This is a genomic window from Paenibacillus sp. B01 (assembly GCF_009649995.1).
Classification (GTDB): Bacteria; Bacillota; Bacilli; order Paenibacillales; family Paenibacillaceae; genus Paenibacillus_O; species Paenibacillus_O pasadenensis.
Genome location: NZ_CP045802.1, coordinates 694812 through 711289, shown reverse-complemented (window position 1 = coordinate 711289; position 16478 = coordinate 694812). Strand labels below are relative to the sequence as shown.

Sequence of the window (16478 nt, the reverse complement as noted above, 5' to 3'; positions counted from 1 at the left end):
CACAGCGAACCTATCTTGAGATTACTCCGATTTGCTCTTGGAGACAATCTCTTCCTGGATCGATTTTGGAACTTCTTCGTAGTGCGACAGCTCCATGGAGAACACGCCGCGTCCTTGAGTACCGGAACGCAGAGTCGTGGAGTAACCGAACATCTCGGCAAGAGGCACCTTGGCACGTACGATTTGCGCGCCACCGCGCGAATCCATGCCTTCAATGCGTCCGCGACGGGAGTTCAGCATGCCCATGACGTCGCCCATGTACTCTTCCGGAATCGTGACTTCGACCTTCATGATCGGCTCGAGAATGACAGGCTTACATTTGTCTTTCGCGGCTTTGAGGGCCATGGAGCCTGCGATCTTGAACGCCATCTCCGAGGAGTCGACGTCATGGTACGAACCGTCGAAGATCGTAGCTTTGATGTCGACGAGCGGGAAGCCGGCGAGGACACCGTTTTTCATGGACTCTTCGATACCCGCTTGAGTCGGGCCGATGAATTCGCGAGGAACGACGCCGCCGACGACTTTGTTCTCGAAGACAAAACCGCTGCCTGGCTCGAGCGGCTCGAATTCGATCCATACGTGTCCGAATTGACCGCGGCCGCCGGATTGACGAACGAATTTGCCTTCGACTTTAGCCGCTTGACGGAAGGTCTCACGGTAAGCGACTTGTGGCTTGCCGACATTCGTCTCTACTTTGAATTCACGGAGCATGCGGTCAACGAGGATCTCCAGGTGAAGCTCACCCATGCCCGCGATGATCGTTTGACCCGTTTCTTCGTCCGTATGAGCGCGGAACGTCGGATCCTCTTCCGAGAGCTTCTGCAGAGCGATGCCCATCTTGTCTTGGTCAGCCTTTGTTTTCGGCTCGACCGCGAGCTGGATGACAGGCTCAGGGAAGTTCATGGATTCAAGGATGACCGGATTCTTCTCGTCGCAAAGCGTGTCGCCCGTCGTCGTATCTTTAAGGCCTACGGCTGCGGCGATGTCGCCGGCGTAGACCGAGCTGATCTCCTGACGGCTGTTCGCATGCATTTGAAGAATACGGCCGACCCGCTCGCGCTTGTCCTTCGTGGCGTTGACAACGTAGGAACCGGAGTTCAATACGCCGGAGTAAACGCGGAAGAAGGTCAGTTTTCCGACGAACGGATCCGTCATGATCTTGAATGCGAGAGCCGCGAACGGCGCTTCGTCGGAAGACTCGCGAGTCGTCTCGGTTCCGTCTTCAAGAGTGCCCTTGATCGCTGGAACGTCGATCGGAGCCGGCAGGTAGTCGACTACGGCATCCAGCATCATTTGCACGCCTTTGTTACGGTAAGAGGAGCCAGCGATGACAGGGAAGATCTTCACTTCGACAACGCCCTTGCGGAGCGCTGCTTTAAGTTCTGGAACGGAAATTTCTTCGCCTTCCAGATACTTCATCATGAGTTCTTCGTCCAGCTCGGCCACTCTCTCAACCAATTCCGCACGGAGTACTTCTGCTTGATCGACCAGATCGGCTGGGATCTCGACTTGCTCCGGATCTTTGCCGAGGTCGTCTTTGTATTTGTAGGCGACGCGTTCCACCAGGTCGACCACGCCGACGAAATCGTTCTCGGCGCCGATCGGCAGTTGGATCGCAACAGCATTGGCTTGCAGGCGTTCCCGCATGTCTTTGATGACATTCAGGAAGTCCGCGCCGATGATGTCCATTTTGTTGATGTAAGCAATCCGAGGAACGTTGTAACGGTCAGCCTGACGCCATACGGTTTCGGACTGAGGTTCTACGCCTTCTTTCGCACTGAATACACCAACCGCCCCGTCCAATACGCGCAGGGAACGCTCGACTTCAACCGTGAAGTCAACGTGTCCCGGGGTGTCGATGATATTGATGCGGTTGCCCTTCCACTGAGCAGTCGTCGCGGCAGACGTAATCGTGATGCCGCGCTCTTGTTCCTGCTCCATCCAGTCCATCGTCGCCGCGCCTTCATGCACTTCGCCGATTTTGTGGGTACGGCCTGTGTAGAACAGGATCCGTTCCGTGGTCGTGGTCTTGCCCGCATCGATATGCGCCATGATCCCGATGTTACGCGTATTTGCCAAGGAGAACTCTCTTGCCATTGGAATGTCTCCTTTCAAATTGGTACTGCTTTAGGATTCTACCAGCGGTAGTGAGCGAACGCCTTGTTCGCCTCTGCCATTTTGTGCGTATCTTCGCGCTTCTTAACCGCAGCGCCCGTGTTGTTGGAAGCGTCGAGGATTTCAGCCGCCAGACGCTCTTCCATCGTTCTCTCGCCGCGATTGCGGGAGTAGTTCACGAGCCAGCGGAGACCGAGAGCGGTACGGCGCTCAGGCTTCACTTCGATCGGCACTTGGTAGTTCGAGCCGCCTACGCGGCGAGCTTTAACTTCCAGTACAGGCATGATGTTCTTCAGGGCTGCTTCGAACACTTCCATCGGATCTTTGCCGGAACGTTCTTGAATCAGTTTGAAGGCATCGTACAGCAGTGTTGCAGCAACACCGCGCTTGCCGTCGATCATGATGCGGTTAATGAGACGCGTAACGAGCTTGCTGTTGTAAATCGGATCCGGCAGTACGTCGCGTTTTGTTACAGGACCTTTGCGTGGCATGTAGCAAGTCCCCCTTTCCCTCATACTTATTGGTATAAATGAATCGAATCTTATTTCTTCACTTTCGGACGCTTCGCGCCGTACTTGGAGCGAGCTTGCTTACGGTTGTTCACGCCTGCCGTGTCGAGCGCGCCGCGAACGATGTGATAGCGTACGCCTGGAAGGTCTTTTACACGTCCGCCGCGGATCAGCACGACGCTGTGCTCCTGGAGGTTGTGACCGATACCCGGAATGTAAGCCGTTACCTCTACTTTGTTCGTCAGACGAACACGGGCATACTTACGAAGCGCGGAGTTCGGTTTTTTCGGAGTCATCGTACCTACACGGGTGCAGACACCACGTTTTTGAGGAGCGCTGATTTCCGTAGCCTCACGTTTCAGGGCGTTGAAACCCCGTTGCAGTGCTGGCGATTTGGACTTGACCACTTTAGCTTGACGGCCTTTGCGGACCAGTTGGTTGATAGTTGGCATGTCGGTTGCCACCCCCTTCCCATAATTCATGAAACGCTGAACTGCATTCTGCTCATTATTTAAGCCCACAGGTCCAGGCGGTTCATCTTTGGACAAACAAAAGTTTTTGCCTGCGCAGTCGTCCGAAATCTCGATCTTCCTGCCGGCAAAAACATCGTTCCTACTTTTCATCCAGTACGACTGCGGCCATCGCAGCGCCGACGTCGATCCCGCATTCCTTGCCGAGTTCCGCCATGCTGTCGAACCACCTGACCGGCACGCCGTCCTTCTCGCTCTGCGCGACAATGCCGCGAGTGAGCTTAGGATCCGCATCCCGAGCCACATAAACGCCGATCGCTTGACGCGATTCCAACGTCTTGGTCGTCTGTTTCGTGCCAATCTTGTAAGCCAAAGGATTCACCATCCCTAACCATGTACAAGAGTTCAGTCACAGGCACACTTCGATATACTACCACTAGTCGAATGTCCATGTCAAGAAGACTTGTCCATTCTTTCGCGTCGCATGTCAAGCCTCGCAGCAGCGGCAGCTGACCGCATGGCATGGTCAGCTGCCGCTCTCGAGAAGCTTGCCGCCTCGGGCTTAGGACTCGACCGCGACCGACTCGCCGAGTTCCTCGCCGGTCGTCTCGATTTCGTCCTCCTGGCCGACGAAGCGGATGCTGCGGTAACGGTTCATGCCCGTACCCGCCGGAATCAGCTTGCCGATGATGACGTTCTCCTTGAGTCCAAGCAGCTGGTCGACCTTGCCTTTGATGGCGGCGTCGGTAAGGACGCGGGTCGTCTCCTGGAAGGAAGCTGCGGAGAGGAAGGAGTCCGTCTCCAGGGAGGCTTTGGTGATGCCGAGCAGCACCGGCTTGGCGACCGCCGGCTCGCGGCCGGACAGAAGCACCTCGCGGTTGGCTGCCTCGTATTCATGCACATCGACGAATGCACCCGGCAGCAGCTTCGTGTCGCCCGCATCGACGATGCGGATCTTGCGGAGCATCTGCTTGATCATGACCTCGACGTGCTTGTCGTTGATTTCTACGCCCTGGTTCCGATAGACGCGCTGGACTTCCTGCAGAATGTAATTCTGCACTCCGCGGATGCCTTTGATGCGCAGCATTTCCTTCGGATCGATGGAACCGTCCGTAAGCTCGTCGCCGGCTTCCAGATGCTGGCCCTCGATCACGCGGATCCGCGAGCCGTAGCTGACCGGATACACTTTCGACTCGGCTTCGCCTTGGACTTCGATCTCGCGGCGGTCCTTCGTCTCGCGGATGCTTTTGACGACGCCGTCGAGCTCGCTGATGATGGCCTGGCCTTTCGGGTTGCGCGCCTCGAACAGCTCCTGGATACGCGGCAAACCTTGCGTAATGTCGTCGCCGGCAACGCCGCCGGTATGGAATGTACGCATCGTGAGCTGGGTTCCCGGCTCGCCGATCGATTGCGCCGCGATGATGCCGACGGCTTCGCCGATCTCGACATGCTTGCCGGTCGCCAGGTTGCGGCCGTAGCAGATCTTGCAGACGCCGTGGCGGGCGCGGCAGCTCAGCACGGAGCGGATCTGCAGCTTCTCGATGCCGGCGTTCACGATCGCATCGGCTTTCGTAGCATCGATCAGGTCGTTGCGAGCGACGATGACTTCGCCCGTCTCCGGATGGCGGACGGTCTCGAACGAGTAGCGTCCCTCGATGCGGTCGAACAGGTCCTCGATAACTTCCTTGCCGTCCTGGATCTTGGAGACGGTGATGCCTTTGTCCGAGCCGCAATCGTCCTCGCGGACGATGACGTCCTGCGCGACGTCGACGAGCCGGCGGGTCAGGTAGCCGGAGTCGGCGGTACGAAGCGCCGTATCGGCAAGACCTTTACGCGCGCCGTGCGTCGAGATGTAGTACTCGAGGACGGTCAGGCCTTCGCGGAAGTTGGACTTGATCGGAAGCTCGATGATTCGGCCGGACGGGTTCGCCATCAGGCCGCGCATGCCGCCCAGCTGGGTGATCTGCGACTTGTTGCCCCGTGCCTTGGAATCGACCATGAGCATGATGGAATTGTAGCGGTCCATCGATTTCATGAGGATGTCCGTAATCTGGTCCTTGGTCTTGCTCCAGATCTCGATGACGCGGTCGTAGCGCTCTTCGTTCGTAATCAGGCCGCGGCGGTACTGATTCGTGACGATCTTGACCTTCTCGTCGGATTCCTTGAGAATCTCGACCTTCTCCGGCGGCACGATGACGTCGGAGACGGCGACCGTGATGCCCGCGCGGGTGGAGTAGGTGAAGCCGAGCTCCTTGATCTTGTCGAGGATCATGGACGTGCGCGTCGTATGGTACAGGCGGAAGCACTCGGCGATCAGCAGGCCGAGATATTCCTTGCCGACGGCGCCCATCTGCGGCACGTTGTCGAGGAACGTGTTCAGATCCGCGCCTTTTTCGTAGACGAAGTATTTATCCGGCGTTCCGTCCATCAAGTTGGTCTTGGTCGCCTCGTTGATGTACGGGAACGAGCTCGGGAAGATCTCGTTGAAGATGACCTTGCCAACCGTCGTCGAGATGAGCGAGCGGTTCTGCTCTTCCGTAAAGGCGTCCTTGCGAAGCACCTTCGCCGGAATGAAGATCCGCGCATGCAGCGAGACGATGCCGCGCTGATAGGCGGAGATCGCTTCGTTGACCGTGCCGAACACGGAGCCGGAGCCGAGAGCTTCCTTGTTGTCCATCGTCAGATAGAAGGAGCCCAGGACCATATCCTGCGAAGGCGTGACGACCGGCTTGCCGTCCTTCGGGTTGAGGATGTTGCCGGCAGCCAGCATGAGCAGGCGCGCTTCGGCTTGGGCCTCGGCGGACAGCGGCACGTGGACGGCCATCTGGTCGCCGTCGAAGTCGGCGTTGTAGGCCGTACATACGAGCGGATGCAGCTTGATCGCCTTGCCTTCGACGAGGATCGGCTCGAACGCCTGGATGCCCAGACGGTGAAGCGTAGGAGCGCGGTTCAGCAGGACCGGATGCTCCTTGATGACTTCCTCAAGCACATCCCACACCTCGGCGCTGACGCGCTCGACTTTGCGCTTCGCGCTCTTGATGTTATGCGCGAGACCTTTGTTCACGAGCTCTTTCATGACGAAAGGCTTGAACAGCTCCAGCGCCATCTCCTTCGGAAGGCCGCACTGGTACATCTTCAGGTTCGGGCCGACGACGATAACCGAACGGCCGGAGTAGTCGACGCGCTTGCCGAGCAGGTTTTGCCGGAAGCGGCCTTGCTTGCCCTTCAGCATGTGGCTGAGGGACTTCAGCGGACGGTTGCCCGGTCCGGTGACCGGACGGCCGCGGCGGCCGTTGTCGATGAGGGCATCGACGGCTTCCTGCAGCATCCGCTTCTCGTTCTGTACGATAATGTCCGGCGCGCCAAGGTCGAGCAGGCGCTTCAGACGGTTGTTGCGGTTGATGACCCGGCGATACAGGTCGTTGAGGTCGGAGGTCGCGAAGCGGCCGCCGTCGAGCTGGACCATCGGACGGAGCTCCGGCGGAATGACCGGGAGCACGTCGAGGATCATCCAATCCGGCTTGTTGCCGGAATGGCGGAACGCCTCGATGACCTCAAGACGCTTGATGGCGCGGTTGCGGCGCTGGCCTTGGGCCGTGCGCAGCTCTTCCTTCAGCTGGTCGAGCTCGCGCTCCACGTCGATGTCCTGGAGCAGCTTCTTGACCGCCTCGGCGCCCATGCCGGCATGGAAGCCGTAGCCGTACTTCTCGCGGTAGCTGCGGTATTCCTTTTCGGAGAGCAGCTGCTTCTTCTCCAGCGGCGTCTCGCCCGGATCGGTGACGACGTAGCTGGCGAAGTAGATGATTTCCTCGAGCGAGCGGGGCGACATGTCGAGCGCCAGCCCCATCCGGCTCGGGATGCCTTTGAAGTACCAGATATGGGAGACCGGAGCGGCGAGCTCGATATGGCCCATCCGCTCGCGGCGGACTTTGGCGCGAGTGACTTCTACGCCGCATCGGTCGCAGACGACGCCTTTGTAGCGCACGCGCTTGTACTTGCCGCAATGGCACTCCCAGTCCTTGGTCGGTCCGAAGATCTTCTCGCAGAAGAGACCTTCTTTCTCCGGCTTGAGCGTCCTATAGTTAATGGTCTCGGGCTTCTTGACTTCTCCGCGGGACCAAGAGCGAATCTTTTCCGGCGATGCAAGGCCGATCTTCATGTACTCGAAGTTGTTCACGTCCAACAAGGAGCAACCCTCCTTCATTCAAGTATGGCTCTTATTCCACGCCTGCTTCGGCGCCTTCCAGGTTCAGGTTGAGCTTGTCGCCCGTGCCCTCTTCCTCGTCGTCGATTTCCTTCATCTCGATCTCGTCCTCGTTCTCGTTGAGGATCTTGACGTCCATGCCGAGGGACTGCAGCTCCTTGATGAGGACCTTGAACGACTCCGGAACGCCAGGCTCCGGCACGTTCTCGCCCTTGACGATCGACTCGTAGGTCTTGACGCGGCCGACGACGTCGTCGGACTTGACCGTCAGAATCTCCTGCAGGGTATACGCCGCGCCGTATGCCTCCAGCGCCCATACCTCCATCTCGCCGAAGCGCTGGCCGCCGAACTGGGCCTTGCCGCCGAGCGGCTGCTGCGTAACGAGGGAGTAAGGACCCGTGGAGCGGGCGTGGATCTTGTCGTCGACCATGTGCGCCAGCTTGATCATGTACATGACGCCGACCGTAACTTCGCGCTCGAAGCGCTCGCCGGTCCGCCCGTCGTACAGGACGGTCTTGCCGTTGCGCTGCATGCCGGCTTCTTCCATCGTGTCGAAGACGTCATACTCGCGCGCTCCGTCGAATACCGGCGTAGCCGCGTGGATGCCGAGGCGCTTGCACGCCATGCCGAGGTGGACTTCAAGCACCTGGCCGATATTCATCCGGGAAGGAACGCCCAGCGGGTTGAGAACGACCTCGACCGGCGTGCCGTCCGGCAGGAACGGCATGTCTTCTTCCGGCAGGATGCGGGCGATGACGCCCTTGTTGCCGTGGCGTCCGGCCATTTTGTCGCCTTCGGAAATCTTCCGCTTCTGCGCGATGTAGACGCGCACCAGCTGGTTGACGCCCGGCGGTAGCTCGTCGCCGTTCTCGCGGGTGAACACCTTGACGTCGACGACGATGCCGTCGGTGCCGTGCGGCACGCGCAGGCTCGTGTCGCGGACCTCGCGCGCCTTCTCGCCGAAGATGGCGTGCAGCAGGCGCTCTTCCGCGGTCAGCTCCGTCACGCCTTTAGGCGTTACCTTGCCGACGAGGATGTCTCCGGCGCTGATCTCCGCGCCGACGCGGATGATGCCGCGCTCGTCGAGGTTTTTAAGCGCCTCTTCGCCGACGTTCGGGATGTCGCGGGTGATCTCTTCGGGTCCGAGCTTCGTGTCGCGGGCTTCGGACTCGTATTCCTCAATGTGGATGGACGTGTATACGTCTTCCTTGACCAGCTTCTCGCTGAGCAGGATCGCATCCTCGTAGTTGTAGCCTTCCCAGGTCATGAACGCGACGACGACGTTGCGGCCGAGCGCGAGCTCGCCCTGCTCCGTGGACGGGCCGTCCGCGAGGATGTCGCCTTTTTTGACGATATCGCCTTTGCGGGCGAGCGGACGCTGGTTGATGCAGGTGCCTTGGTTGGAGCGGGTGAACTTGTGCAGCTTGTGCTTGATGAGATCTCCCGTCACCTGCTTGCCGTCGACGTTCTCGACGCGGCGCACCCAGATTTCATTGGCCGAGGCGCGCTCGATGACGCCGTCGTGCTTGGACACGATGCAGACGCCCGAGTCCTTGGCCGACTTGTGCTCCATGCCGGTGCCGACGAGCGGCGCCTTCGGAATGAGGAGCGGCACCGCTTGCCGCTGCATGTTGGAGCCCATGAGCGCGCGGTTGGAGTCATCGTTCTCGAGGAACGGAATGAGCGCCGTCGCGACCGAAACGACCTGCTTCGGCGAGACGTCCATGTAGTCGACGCGCTCGGTCGGCATCGTCAGGATGTTGTCGGCCTGCTTGTTGTAGCGGACGATGACCTGATCGTCGATGAACCGGCTGTCTTCTCCGAGCAGCGCGTTCGCCTGGGCGATGACGTAGTTGTCCTCTTCATCTGCCGTCAGATAGGCGATCTGCTCGGTGACGACGCCCGTTTTCGGATCGACCCAGCGGTACGGAGCCTCGATGAAGCCGTACTCGTTGATGCGGGCGAAGCTGGACAAGGAGTTGATCAGACCGATGTTCGGTCCCTCCGGCGTCTCGATCGGGCACATCCGGCCATAGTGGGAATGGTGGACGTCGCGGACTTCCATGCCGGCGCGCTCGCGTGTCAGACCGCCCGGTCCGAGAGCGGACAGACGGCGCTTATGCGTCAGCTCGGCCAGCGGGTTCGTCTGGTCCATGAACTGCGACAGCTGCGAGGAGCCGAAGAACTCCTTGATCGACGCGATGACCGGACGAATATTGATGAGCGCCTGCGGCGTGATGGCGTTGGCGTCCTGGATCGACATGCGCTCGCGCACGACGCGCTCCATGCGGGAGAGGCCGATGCGGAACTGGTTCTGCAGCAGCTCGCCTACGGAACGGAGGCGGCGGTTGCCGAGATGGTCGATGTCGTCCGTGCTGCCTACGCCGTGCAGCAGGTTGATGAAATAGTTGATCGACGAAATGATGTCCGCCGGCGTGATGTGCTTGACGGATTTGTCGATGACGTCGTTGGAGATGACTTTGATGATTTTGCCATCTTCGTTCGGCGCGAATACGCTGATCGTCTGGAGTGGGATACTATTCGCATCCATGACGCCGCCCGCGACCTGGTGCACCTTGCTGCTGAGCTTGTTCTCCAGATGTGGGAGCAGCTCGTCGAGCAGGCGGCGGTCGATCATCTGGCCGGCTTCGGCCAGAATCTCGCCAGTCGAGGTGTCCACAAGCGTTTCCGCCAGGCGCTGATTGAAGAGGCGGTTCTTGATATGAAGCTTTTTATTGATCTTGTACCGGCCGACGTTGGCCAGATCATAGCGTTTCGGGTCGAAGAAGCGCGCGACGAGCAAGCTCTTGGCGTTGTCCAGCGTCGGCGGCTCGCCCGGACGAAGGCGCTCGTAGATCTCGATCAGAGCTTTCTCCGTCGAGTCCGTGTTGTCCTTGTCCAGCGTATTCTTGATGTACTCGTCCTGTCCGAGCAAGTCCAGAATCTCGGCATCGGTGCCGAAGCCGAGGGCGCGAAGAAGCACCGTTACCGGAATTTTCCGGGTACGGTCGATGCGCACATAGATGATGTCCTTGGCGTCGGTCTCGAGCTCCAGCCAGGCGCCCCGGTTCGGAATGACGGTAGCCGTGTAGGTGCGCTTGCCGTTCTTGTCGACCTTCGTGCTGAAGTAGACGCTGGGTGAGCGTACCAATTGGCTGACGATGACGCGCTCCGCACCATTGATGATGAAGGTGCCCGTCTCGGTCATCAGCGGAAAATCGCCCATGAACACTTCCTGTTCCTTGACCTCGCCTGTTTCCTTGTTAAGGAGCCTTACCTTAACGCGCAGCGGCGCGGCATACGTAACGTCGCGTTCTTTCGACTCATCGACCGAATACTTCGGCTCTCCGAGACTGTAATCGATGAATTCCAACGAAAGATTTCCCGTGAAGTCCTGGATCGGCGAAATGTCCTGGAAGAGCTCCAGCAGATCGCTGTCCAAAAACTTCTCGTAAGACTTTTGTTGGATTTCAATCAAGTTCGGAACCTCGAGCACTTCGTGAATCCGGTTATAGCTCCTACGCGTGCGTCGACCATACTGAACAAGTTGTCCTGCCAACTTAACCTCACCCCTCATGTCTGCTTCTCAGCTTGATAAGCGCACTCATGACTAGACCGCACAGCCCGTTCACCATCGACTTCCTGCTTGAAATCAAGGATCGGCGTGGTAAATAAAGAAAAGCCCTTATCGAATAGGGTTCGAAAAAAGAGCATGCTTCCGGCCTGGAACCTCGGCCTCTCCACGGATGAGCCACCGCAGGAGAGACGGTCTCCTATCATGTAATTTTGCCCAAAATCTAAACATTATACGTCAAAAACCAGATTTGTATGCGCGCGGCATCAAATAAAAAATTCTTGACATTTTAGCGGACTAAAGAGATTCCGCCTATTTTAATGCTGACATTTTATAATATTAACACAACCGTTTGGGCGAGTCAAGAAAAATGAGAATAGGGTCTCTTTTCAAGTCACGCGCTTTCTGCTTGCGCCTGTCAGCCCTTGATCGCCTTGAAAATGCGGAAGCCTTTGTCCTTGCCGATCTCGACGACTTTGCCGAAAAGCTGCTGCAGCTTGGCTTCCGCCGACGGGGCTCCCTGTTTTTTCTGAATGACGACCCACATGCTTCCGCCGGGCTTCAGCAGCTCCGCCCCTTCTTCGAAAATACGGTGCACGACCGCCTTGCCCGCGCGAATCGGCGGGTTCGTCAAGATGACATCGAACTTTTCCAAGCCGGCTGCCGCTTCGTATAAATCGCTTTGCCGGATGTCGACGTTCGCAATTTCATTGCTGCGTGCATTTTCCCGCGCCAGCTCGACCGCCCGCTCGTTGATGTCGAGCAGCACCGCTTGTCCCTTCGGCGCGAGCCGGGCGGCAGTCAGTCCAATCGGCCCATAGCCGCAGCCGACGTCCAGCACCCGGTCCGCTTCTCCGATCTGCATCTGTTCGATGAGAAAGCGGCTCCCGTAATCGATGCCCCCTTTGGAAAACACGCCGTTGTCCGTCCAGAACCGGAACGAAAAGCCGCGCAGCGTCGTCTGATGCTGCTGCCGATTTTCCTTGGCATCGGGCGTTTTGGAATAGTAGTGCTCCGCCATGCCGGATGGCTCCCTTCGCGTTAATTAGAAAGAGAACCCCTTGGAGCCGAAAGGTTCCAAGGGGTTCCGTGCTGCGCGGGGGCAGCTATTACTTCACTTCTACCGCAGCGCCAGCTTCTTCAAGCTTCGCTTTAACGGCTTCAGCGTCTTCTTTGGATACTTTTTCTTTGATTGCTTTTGGAGCGTTGTCAACAACTTCTTTCGCTTCTTTCAGGCCCAGGCCCGTCAGTTCGCGAACGACTTTGATGACGTTGATTTTGGAAGCGCCTGCGCTCGTCAGGATAACGTCGAATTCGGATTGCTCGGCAACTTCTGCAGCGCCGCCGCCAGCAGCTACAACCGTAGGTGCAGCAGCCGTTACGCCGAATTCTTCTTCGATTGCTTTAACGAGATCGTTCAGTTCCAGAACGTTCATGCCTTTGATGGCTTCAAGAATTTGCTCTTTGCTCATGGGTGAACCTCCATTGGGGTTTTATTTTTTTTGGGTCTATCCGATTCCGGCTAAGCCGGCTTGCATTTGCGTTCGCTTACGCTTCCGCCTCTTGCTTTTCTGCGACTGCTTTGACCGCGAGGGCAAAGTTGCGCATAGGAGCTTGGAGGACGCTGAGGAGCATGGACAGGAGACCGTCGCGGGACGGAAGCTCAGCCAGCGCCTTGATTTGGTCCGCGCCTACGACTTGGCCTTCGAGCACGCCGCCTTTCAGTTTCAGGGCGTCGTTCTTTTTGGCGAAGTCGTTGAGGATCTTGGCCGGAGCGACAACGTCGTCGCCGCCGAAGGCGATTGCCGTCGGGCCCGTCAGAACTTCGTTCAGCGCGGCCATTTCAGCCGATTCCGTCGCACGGCGGACGAGGGAGTTTTTGAGAACCTGGAACTCGATGCCCGCTTCGCGAAGCTGCTTGCGCAGTTCCGTTACTTGAGCCACGTTCAGTCCGCGGTAGTCAGCCACAACCGTCGTCGTGCTAGCTTTCAGCTTGGAGGAGATCTCTTCCACCTGCTGCTGCTTGGACTCGATTACTTTTGCATTTGCCATTTTGGTGTACACCTCCCGTAGTAATATCTCGTGCATCCTTCGATCGGTCGACCTTCATCATGCCGGGCATGAATAAAGGCCTCCGCCAAGACAGCGAAGGCCATGATGGTCCGTTTCCGAGAAACGTTTATCATAACACCTCGGTAGGAGATTAAGCCCGGAGGGCGCCTACTGTCTTAGGCATGCGTGTTCTGAAGTTGGAATCGCAGCTCTTAGCGGAAGTTAGACACGTTGACGCGAGCGCCAGGTCCCATCGTCGAAGATACCGCGATGTTTTTCAGGTAAACCCCTTTGGCCGAAGCCGGCTTCGCACGGTTCAGCGCGTCAAGCAGCGCTTTGAGGTTCTCGTTCAGCTTTTCCGCATCGAACGATACCTTGCCGATTGGAGCATGGATTTGACCTGCACGGTCAAGGCGGTATTCGATCTTACCGGCTTTGATCTCCTGAACAGCCTTCGTCACGTCGAACGTTACCGTACCGGCTTTCGGGTTAGGCATGAGGCCCTTGCCGCCGAGGATCCGTCCGAGCTTGCCGACTTCGGCCATCATGTCAGGCGTAGCCACGCAGACATCGAATTCGAACCAGCCTTGCTGGATTTTGTTGATCATGTCCGCATCGCCGACATAGTCAGCGCCTGCAGCTTCGGCTTCCTTCGCTTTGTCGCCTTTGGCGAATACGAGGACGCGCTTCGTTTTGCCGGTACCGTGCGGGAGTACGACGACACCGCGTACGGCCTGGTCTTGTTTCCGCGGGTCTACGCCCAGGCGGACTGCCACTTCGACGGACTCGTCGAATTTGGCGGTTGCAGCTTTTTTCACGAGCTCGATCGCTTCGGCCGGCTCGTAAGTCGCTTCGCTGTCGATCAGCTTGGCGGCTTCCAGGTACTTCTTGCCATGCTTGGCCATGTTGAACTTCCTCCTTGTGTGGTAAGTAGCGGAACGCGCTGCTAGCAGGCGCTCCTCCCACAGCGAAACCGATCGTTCCGCTCAGGGCGGCGATCCGAGATCGCCGGACGCGATTAGTCGACGATCGTGACGCCCATGCTGCGGGCGGTGCCTTCGACCATGCGCATTGCAGCTTCTACGGATGCAGCGTTGAGATCCTGCATTTTTTGTTCCGCGATCTCGCGAACCTTGGAACGGTTGACCGTAGCGACCTTCTTCTTGTTCGGCTCGCCGGAGCCCTTCTCGATGCCTGCTGCTACGCGGAGCAGTACGGCAGCTGGAGGAGTCTTCGTCTCGAACGTGAAGGAACGGTCTTCGAATACGGTGATGACGACCGGAATGATCAGGCCGGCTTGATCCGCCGTACGCGCGTTGAATTCCTTACAGAACGCCATGATGTTGACGCCTGCTTGACCGAGTGCAGGACCGATTGGCGGAGCCGGGTTGGCTTTGCCTGCCGGAACTTGCAGCTTGACCAGCTTGATGACCTTTTTTGCCATGAGTTACACCTCCTGCGATCCAACTATAACGCTGCGCGATCGCTCGCGCCCCGACCTCCAGAGAACCCCTGGAAAGCCGGAAACAACCGGTTCATTATACCTTCTCGACCTGCGTGTAGTCAAGTTCAACCGGGGTTTCCCGTCCGAACATGTTCACATGCACCTTGAGCTTGTTTTTGTCGAGCTGAATCTCTTCGATGACTCCGACAAAATTGGCGAACGGACCTACGGTCACGCGCACGGTTTCCTTGAGCTCGAACTCCATCTTCGGCTTCGGTTCCGACATCCCCATATGGTTGAGGATCGCGTCTACTTCCTCAGGAAGCAGCGCCGTCGGCTTGGAGCCGGATCCGGTCGAGCCTACGAATCCCGTTACGCCGGGCGTATTGCGGACGACATACCACGAATCGTCGGTCTGGATCATCTCTACCAGGACGTAGCCCGGGTAGACTTTGCGCATGACGGTCTTCTTCTTGCCGTCCTTGTTCACGATCTCTTCTTCCATCGGAACAAGCACGCGGAAGATCTTGTCCTCCATGCCCATGGATTCGACGCGGCGCTCGAGGTTGGCCTTCACCTTGTTCTCATAGCCCGAGTAAGTATGAACCACATACCATCGTTTTTCCATTCCAATCCACCTTTGGACCCTTCTTAAACGATCAGTTCAACCAATGACGAGATCCCGATGTCAAGAAGCCAAAAGTAAATCGTCACAAACACGATCGTCACGAGCACGACGAGCGTATAGCTTGTCAACTCTTTACGGTTTGGCCAGCGTACTTTCTTAAGCTCAGCCCAGCTGTCTGCGAAGAAACCGAATGTTGACCCGAAGTTCTGCTTGATCCTTGCAAGAAAAGCCATCTGGTCCCACCTCCATGACTATCTTGTCTCGCGGTGAGGAGTGTGTTCATTGCAGAACTTGCAGAACTTCCTCATCTCCATACGGTCGGGGTGATTACGCTTGTTCTTGGTGTTGGTGTAATTCCGCTGCTTGCAGCTCGTGCAAGCCAGGGTAATGATAACCCGCATTAAAGTCACCTCCCGATCGCATAAATGAATGCCGCACAACGTGCGAACGGACTCAAAGAGGCCTCAGGCCTGATCCGAGTCACTCTAAGTACCTTATCATACGGGATTCTTGCATGTCAACGCAATTCCTAGGGGCCGGCAGCGCCGGGAAGCCGCGCCGCGCGCGCGAAGTCGCCTCTCGCCCGCGCTCGCTCCGGGACCGGAAAATGAAAGCATCGGGTCTTCCGAATCCGCCCGCAGCTGTTCCTCGCCGTACCAGTATCGACAGTCTCATAGAATTCTATAACAAAAAAAGACCCCGCAGGGTCGTGCCGGCTCGAGGGCCGGCGGTTCAGATGCTGACGTCGCGCAGCTCCAAGTACTTCTCCAGCTTGCGCTTCACCCGTTGAAGGGCGTTGTCGATGGACTTGACGTGACGGTCCAGATCGACGGCGATCTCCTGGTACGAGCGTCCGTCGAGATACAGCATGAGCACCTTGCGCTCGAGATCGCTGAGAATCTCGGACATCTTGTCCTCCAGCCCGACGAACTCCTCCTGATTGATGAGGAGCTCCTCCGGATCGCTGACCCGCGTGCCGCAGATGACGTCCAGCAGCGTACGGTCGGAATCCTCGTCGTAGATGGGCTTGTCCAGAGAAACATAGGAGTTGAGCGGGATATGCTTCTGGCGGGTCGCGGTCTTGATGGCCGTAATGATCTGCCGGGTGATGCACAGCTCGGCGAACGCCTTGAAGGAAGCGAGCTTGTCCCCGCGGAAGTCGCGGATCGACTTGTAGAGTCCGATCATGCCCTCCTGCACGATATCCTCCCGGTCGGCGCCGATGAGGAAGTACGAGCGGGCTTTGGCCCGGACAAAGTTCCGGTACTTGTTGATCAGGTATTCCAGCGCTTCGCTGTCGCCTATGCGCACCGCCTCGACGACGTCCTCATCCGTTCGGCAGTCATAATCATGCGTACTCCATTCTCTGAGGTCGATGCTCACAAACAATCCCTCCGGCCTGCAAAGCGTGCACAGCTAGTCTATTGGTAGCATTTGATGGCGGTCATATTTCCCAAAAAAGAATAAGCCAAGTATACAAGA

At 57.8% G+C, this 16478-nt stretch carries 15 protein-coding genes and 1 other annotated feature; all 15 genes read right to left on the bottom strand.

The window, feature by feature from the left end; genetic code table 11:
• Positions 1-21: 21 nt before the first annotated feature.
• Complete coding sequence (gene fusA, locus GE073_RS03050) at positions 22-2097, bottom strand: elongation factor G (RefSeq protein WP_153782748.1); 2076 nt, start codon at positions 2095-2097, stop codon at positions 22-24.
• A gap of 38 nt (positions 2098-2135) precedes the next feature.
• Complete coding sequence (rpsG, locus tag GE073_RS03045; protein WP_028598194.1) at positions 2136-2606, bottom strand: 30S ribosomal protein S7; 471 nt, start codon at positions 2604-2606, stop codon at positions 2136-2138.
• Positions 2607-2656: 50 nt separating this feature from the next.
• Positions 2657-3076: a 30S ribosomal protein S12 gene (gene rpsL / locus GE073_RS03040; protein ID WP_028598193.1), complete on the bottom strand. Its 420-nt coding sequence runs from the start codon at positions 3074-3076 to the stop codon at positions 2657-2659.
• 160 nt (positions 3077-3236) lie between these two features.
• A complete protein-coding gene (locus tag GE073_RS03035; protein WP_373864116.1) occupies positions 3237-3476 on the bottom strand; it encodes a ribosomal L7Ae/L30e/S12e/Gadd45 family protein in 240 nt (79 codons plus the stop codon).
• 180 nt (positions 3477-3656) lie between these two features.
• Complete coding sequence (rpoC, locus tag GE073_RS03030) at positions 3657-7280, bottom strand: DNA-directed RNA polymerase subunit beta' (protein ID WP_153782747.1); 3624 nt, start codon at positions 7278-7280, stop codon at positions 3657-3659.
• 31 nt (positions 7281-7311) lie between these two features.
• On the bottom strand, positions 7312-10857 hold the full coding sequence (gene rpoB, locus GE073_RS03025) for a DNA-directed RNA polymerase subunit beta (RefSeq protein WP_028598190.1): 3546 nt from the start codon (positions 10855-10857) through the stop codon (positions 7312-7314).
• 433 nt (positions 10858-11290) lie between these two features.
• Positions 11291-11893 (bottom strand): class I SAM-dependent methyltransferase, encoded by a 603-nt coding sequence (locus tag GE073_RS03020; protein ID WP_028598189.1) that lies wholly within the window; start codon positions 11891-11893, stop codon positions 11291-11293.
• Between the two features lie 88 nt (positions 11894-11981).
• Positions 11982-12344 carry a 50S ribosomal protein L7/L12 gene (rplL, locus tag GE073_RS03015; RefSeq protein ID WP_028598188.1) on the bottom strand — a complete coding sequence of 121 codons (363 nt, stop codon included), beginning with the start codon at positions 12342-12344 and terminating at the stop codon, positions 11982-11984.
• Positions 12345-12420: 76 nt separating this feature from the next.
• Positions 12421-12924 carry a 50S ribosomal protein L10 gene (gene rplJ / locus GE073_RS03010; RefSeq protein WP_028598187.1) on the bottom strand — a complete coding sequence of 168 codons (504 nt, stop codon included), beginning with the start codon at positions 12922-12924 and terminating at the stop codon, positions 12421-12423.
• A 62-nt stretch (positions 12925-12986) separates the two neighbouring features.
• Positions 12987-13123, bottom strand: a sequence feature (ribosomal protein L10 leader region).
• A gap of 13 nt (positions 13124-13136) precedes the next feature.
• On the bottom strand, positions 13137-13829 hold the full coding sequence (gene rplA / locus GE073_RS03005) for a 50S ribosomal protein L1 (RefSeq protein ID WP_153782746.1): 693 nt from the start codon (positions 13827-13829) through the stop codon (positions 13137-13139).
• A 113-nt stretch (positions 13830-13942) separates the two neighbouring features.
• Positions 13943-14368 carry a 50S ribosomal protein L11 gene (gene rplK, locus GE073_RS03000; protein ID WP_021878535.1) on the bottom strand — a complete coding sequence of 142 codons (426 nt, stop codon included), beginning with the start codon at positions 14366-14368 and terminating at the stop codon, positions 13943-13945.
• A 94-nt stretch (positions 14369-14462) separates the two neighbouring features.
• Positions 14463-14996, bottom strand: coding sequence for a transcription termination/antitermination protein NusG (nusG, locus tag GE073_RS02995; RefSeq protein ID WP_028598185.1), 534 nt, complete (start codon positions 14994-14996; stop codon positions 14463-14465).
• Positions 14997-15019: 23 nt separating this feature from the next.
• Positions 15020-15229 carry a preprotein translocase subunit SecE gene (secE, locus tag GE073_RS02990; protein ID WP_028598184.1) on the bottom strand — a complete coding sequence of 70 codons (210 nt, stop codon included), beginning with the start codon at positions 15227-15229 and terminating at the stop codon, positions 15020-15022.
• Positions 15230-15247: 18 nt separating this feature from the next.
• Positions 15248-15397, bottom strand: a complete 150-nt coding sequence (gene rpmG, locus GE073_RS02985; RefSeq protein ID WP_084136916.1) for a 50S ribosomal protein L33 — start codon at positions 15395-15397, stop codon at positions 15248-15250.
• Between the two features lie 331 nt (positions 15398-15728).
• Positions 15729-16379, bottom strand: coding sequence for an RNA polymerase sporulation sigma factor SigH (gene sigH, locus GE073_RS02980; RefSeq protein WP_028598183.1), 651 nt, complete (start codon positions 16377-16379; stop codon positions 15729-15731).
• Positions 16380-16478: the final 99 nt, after the last annotated feature.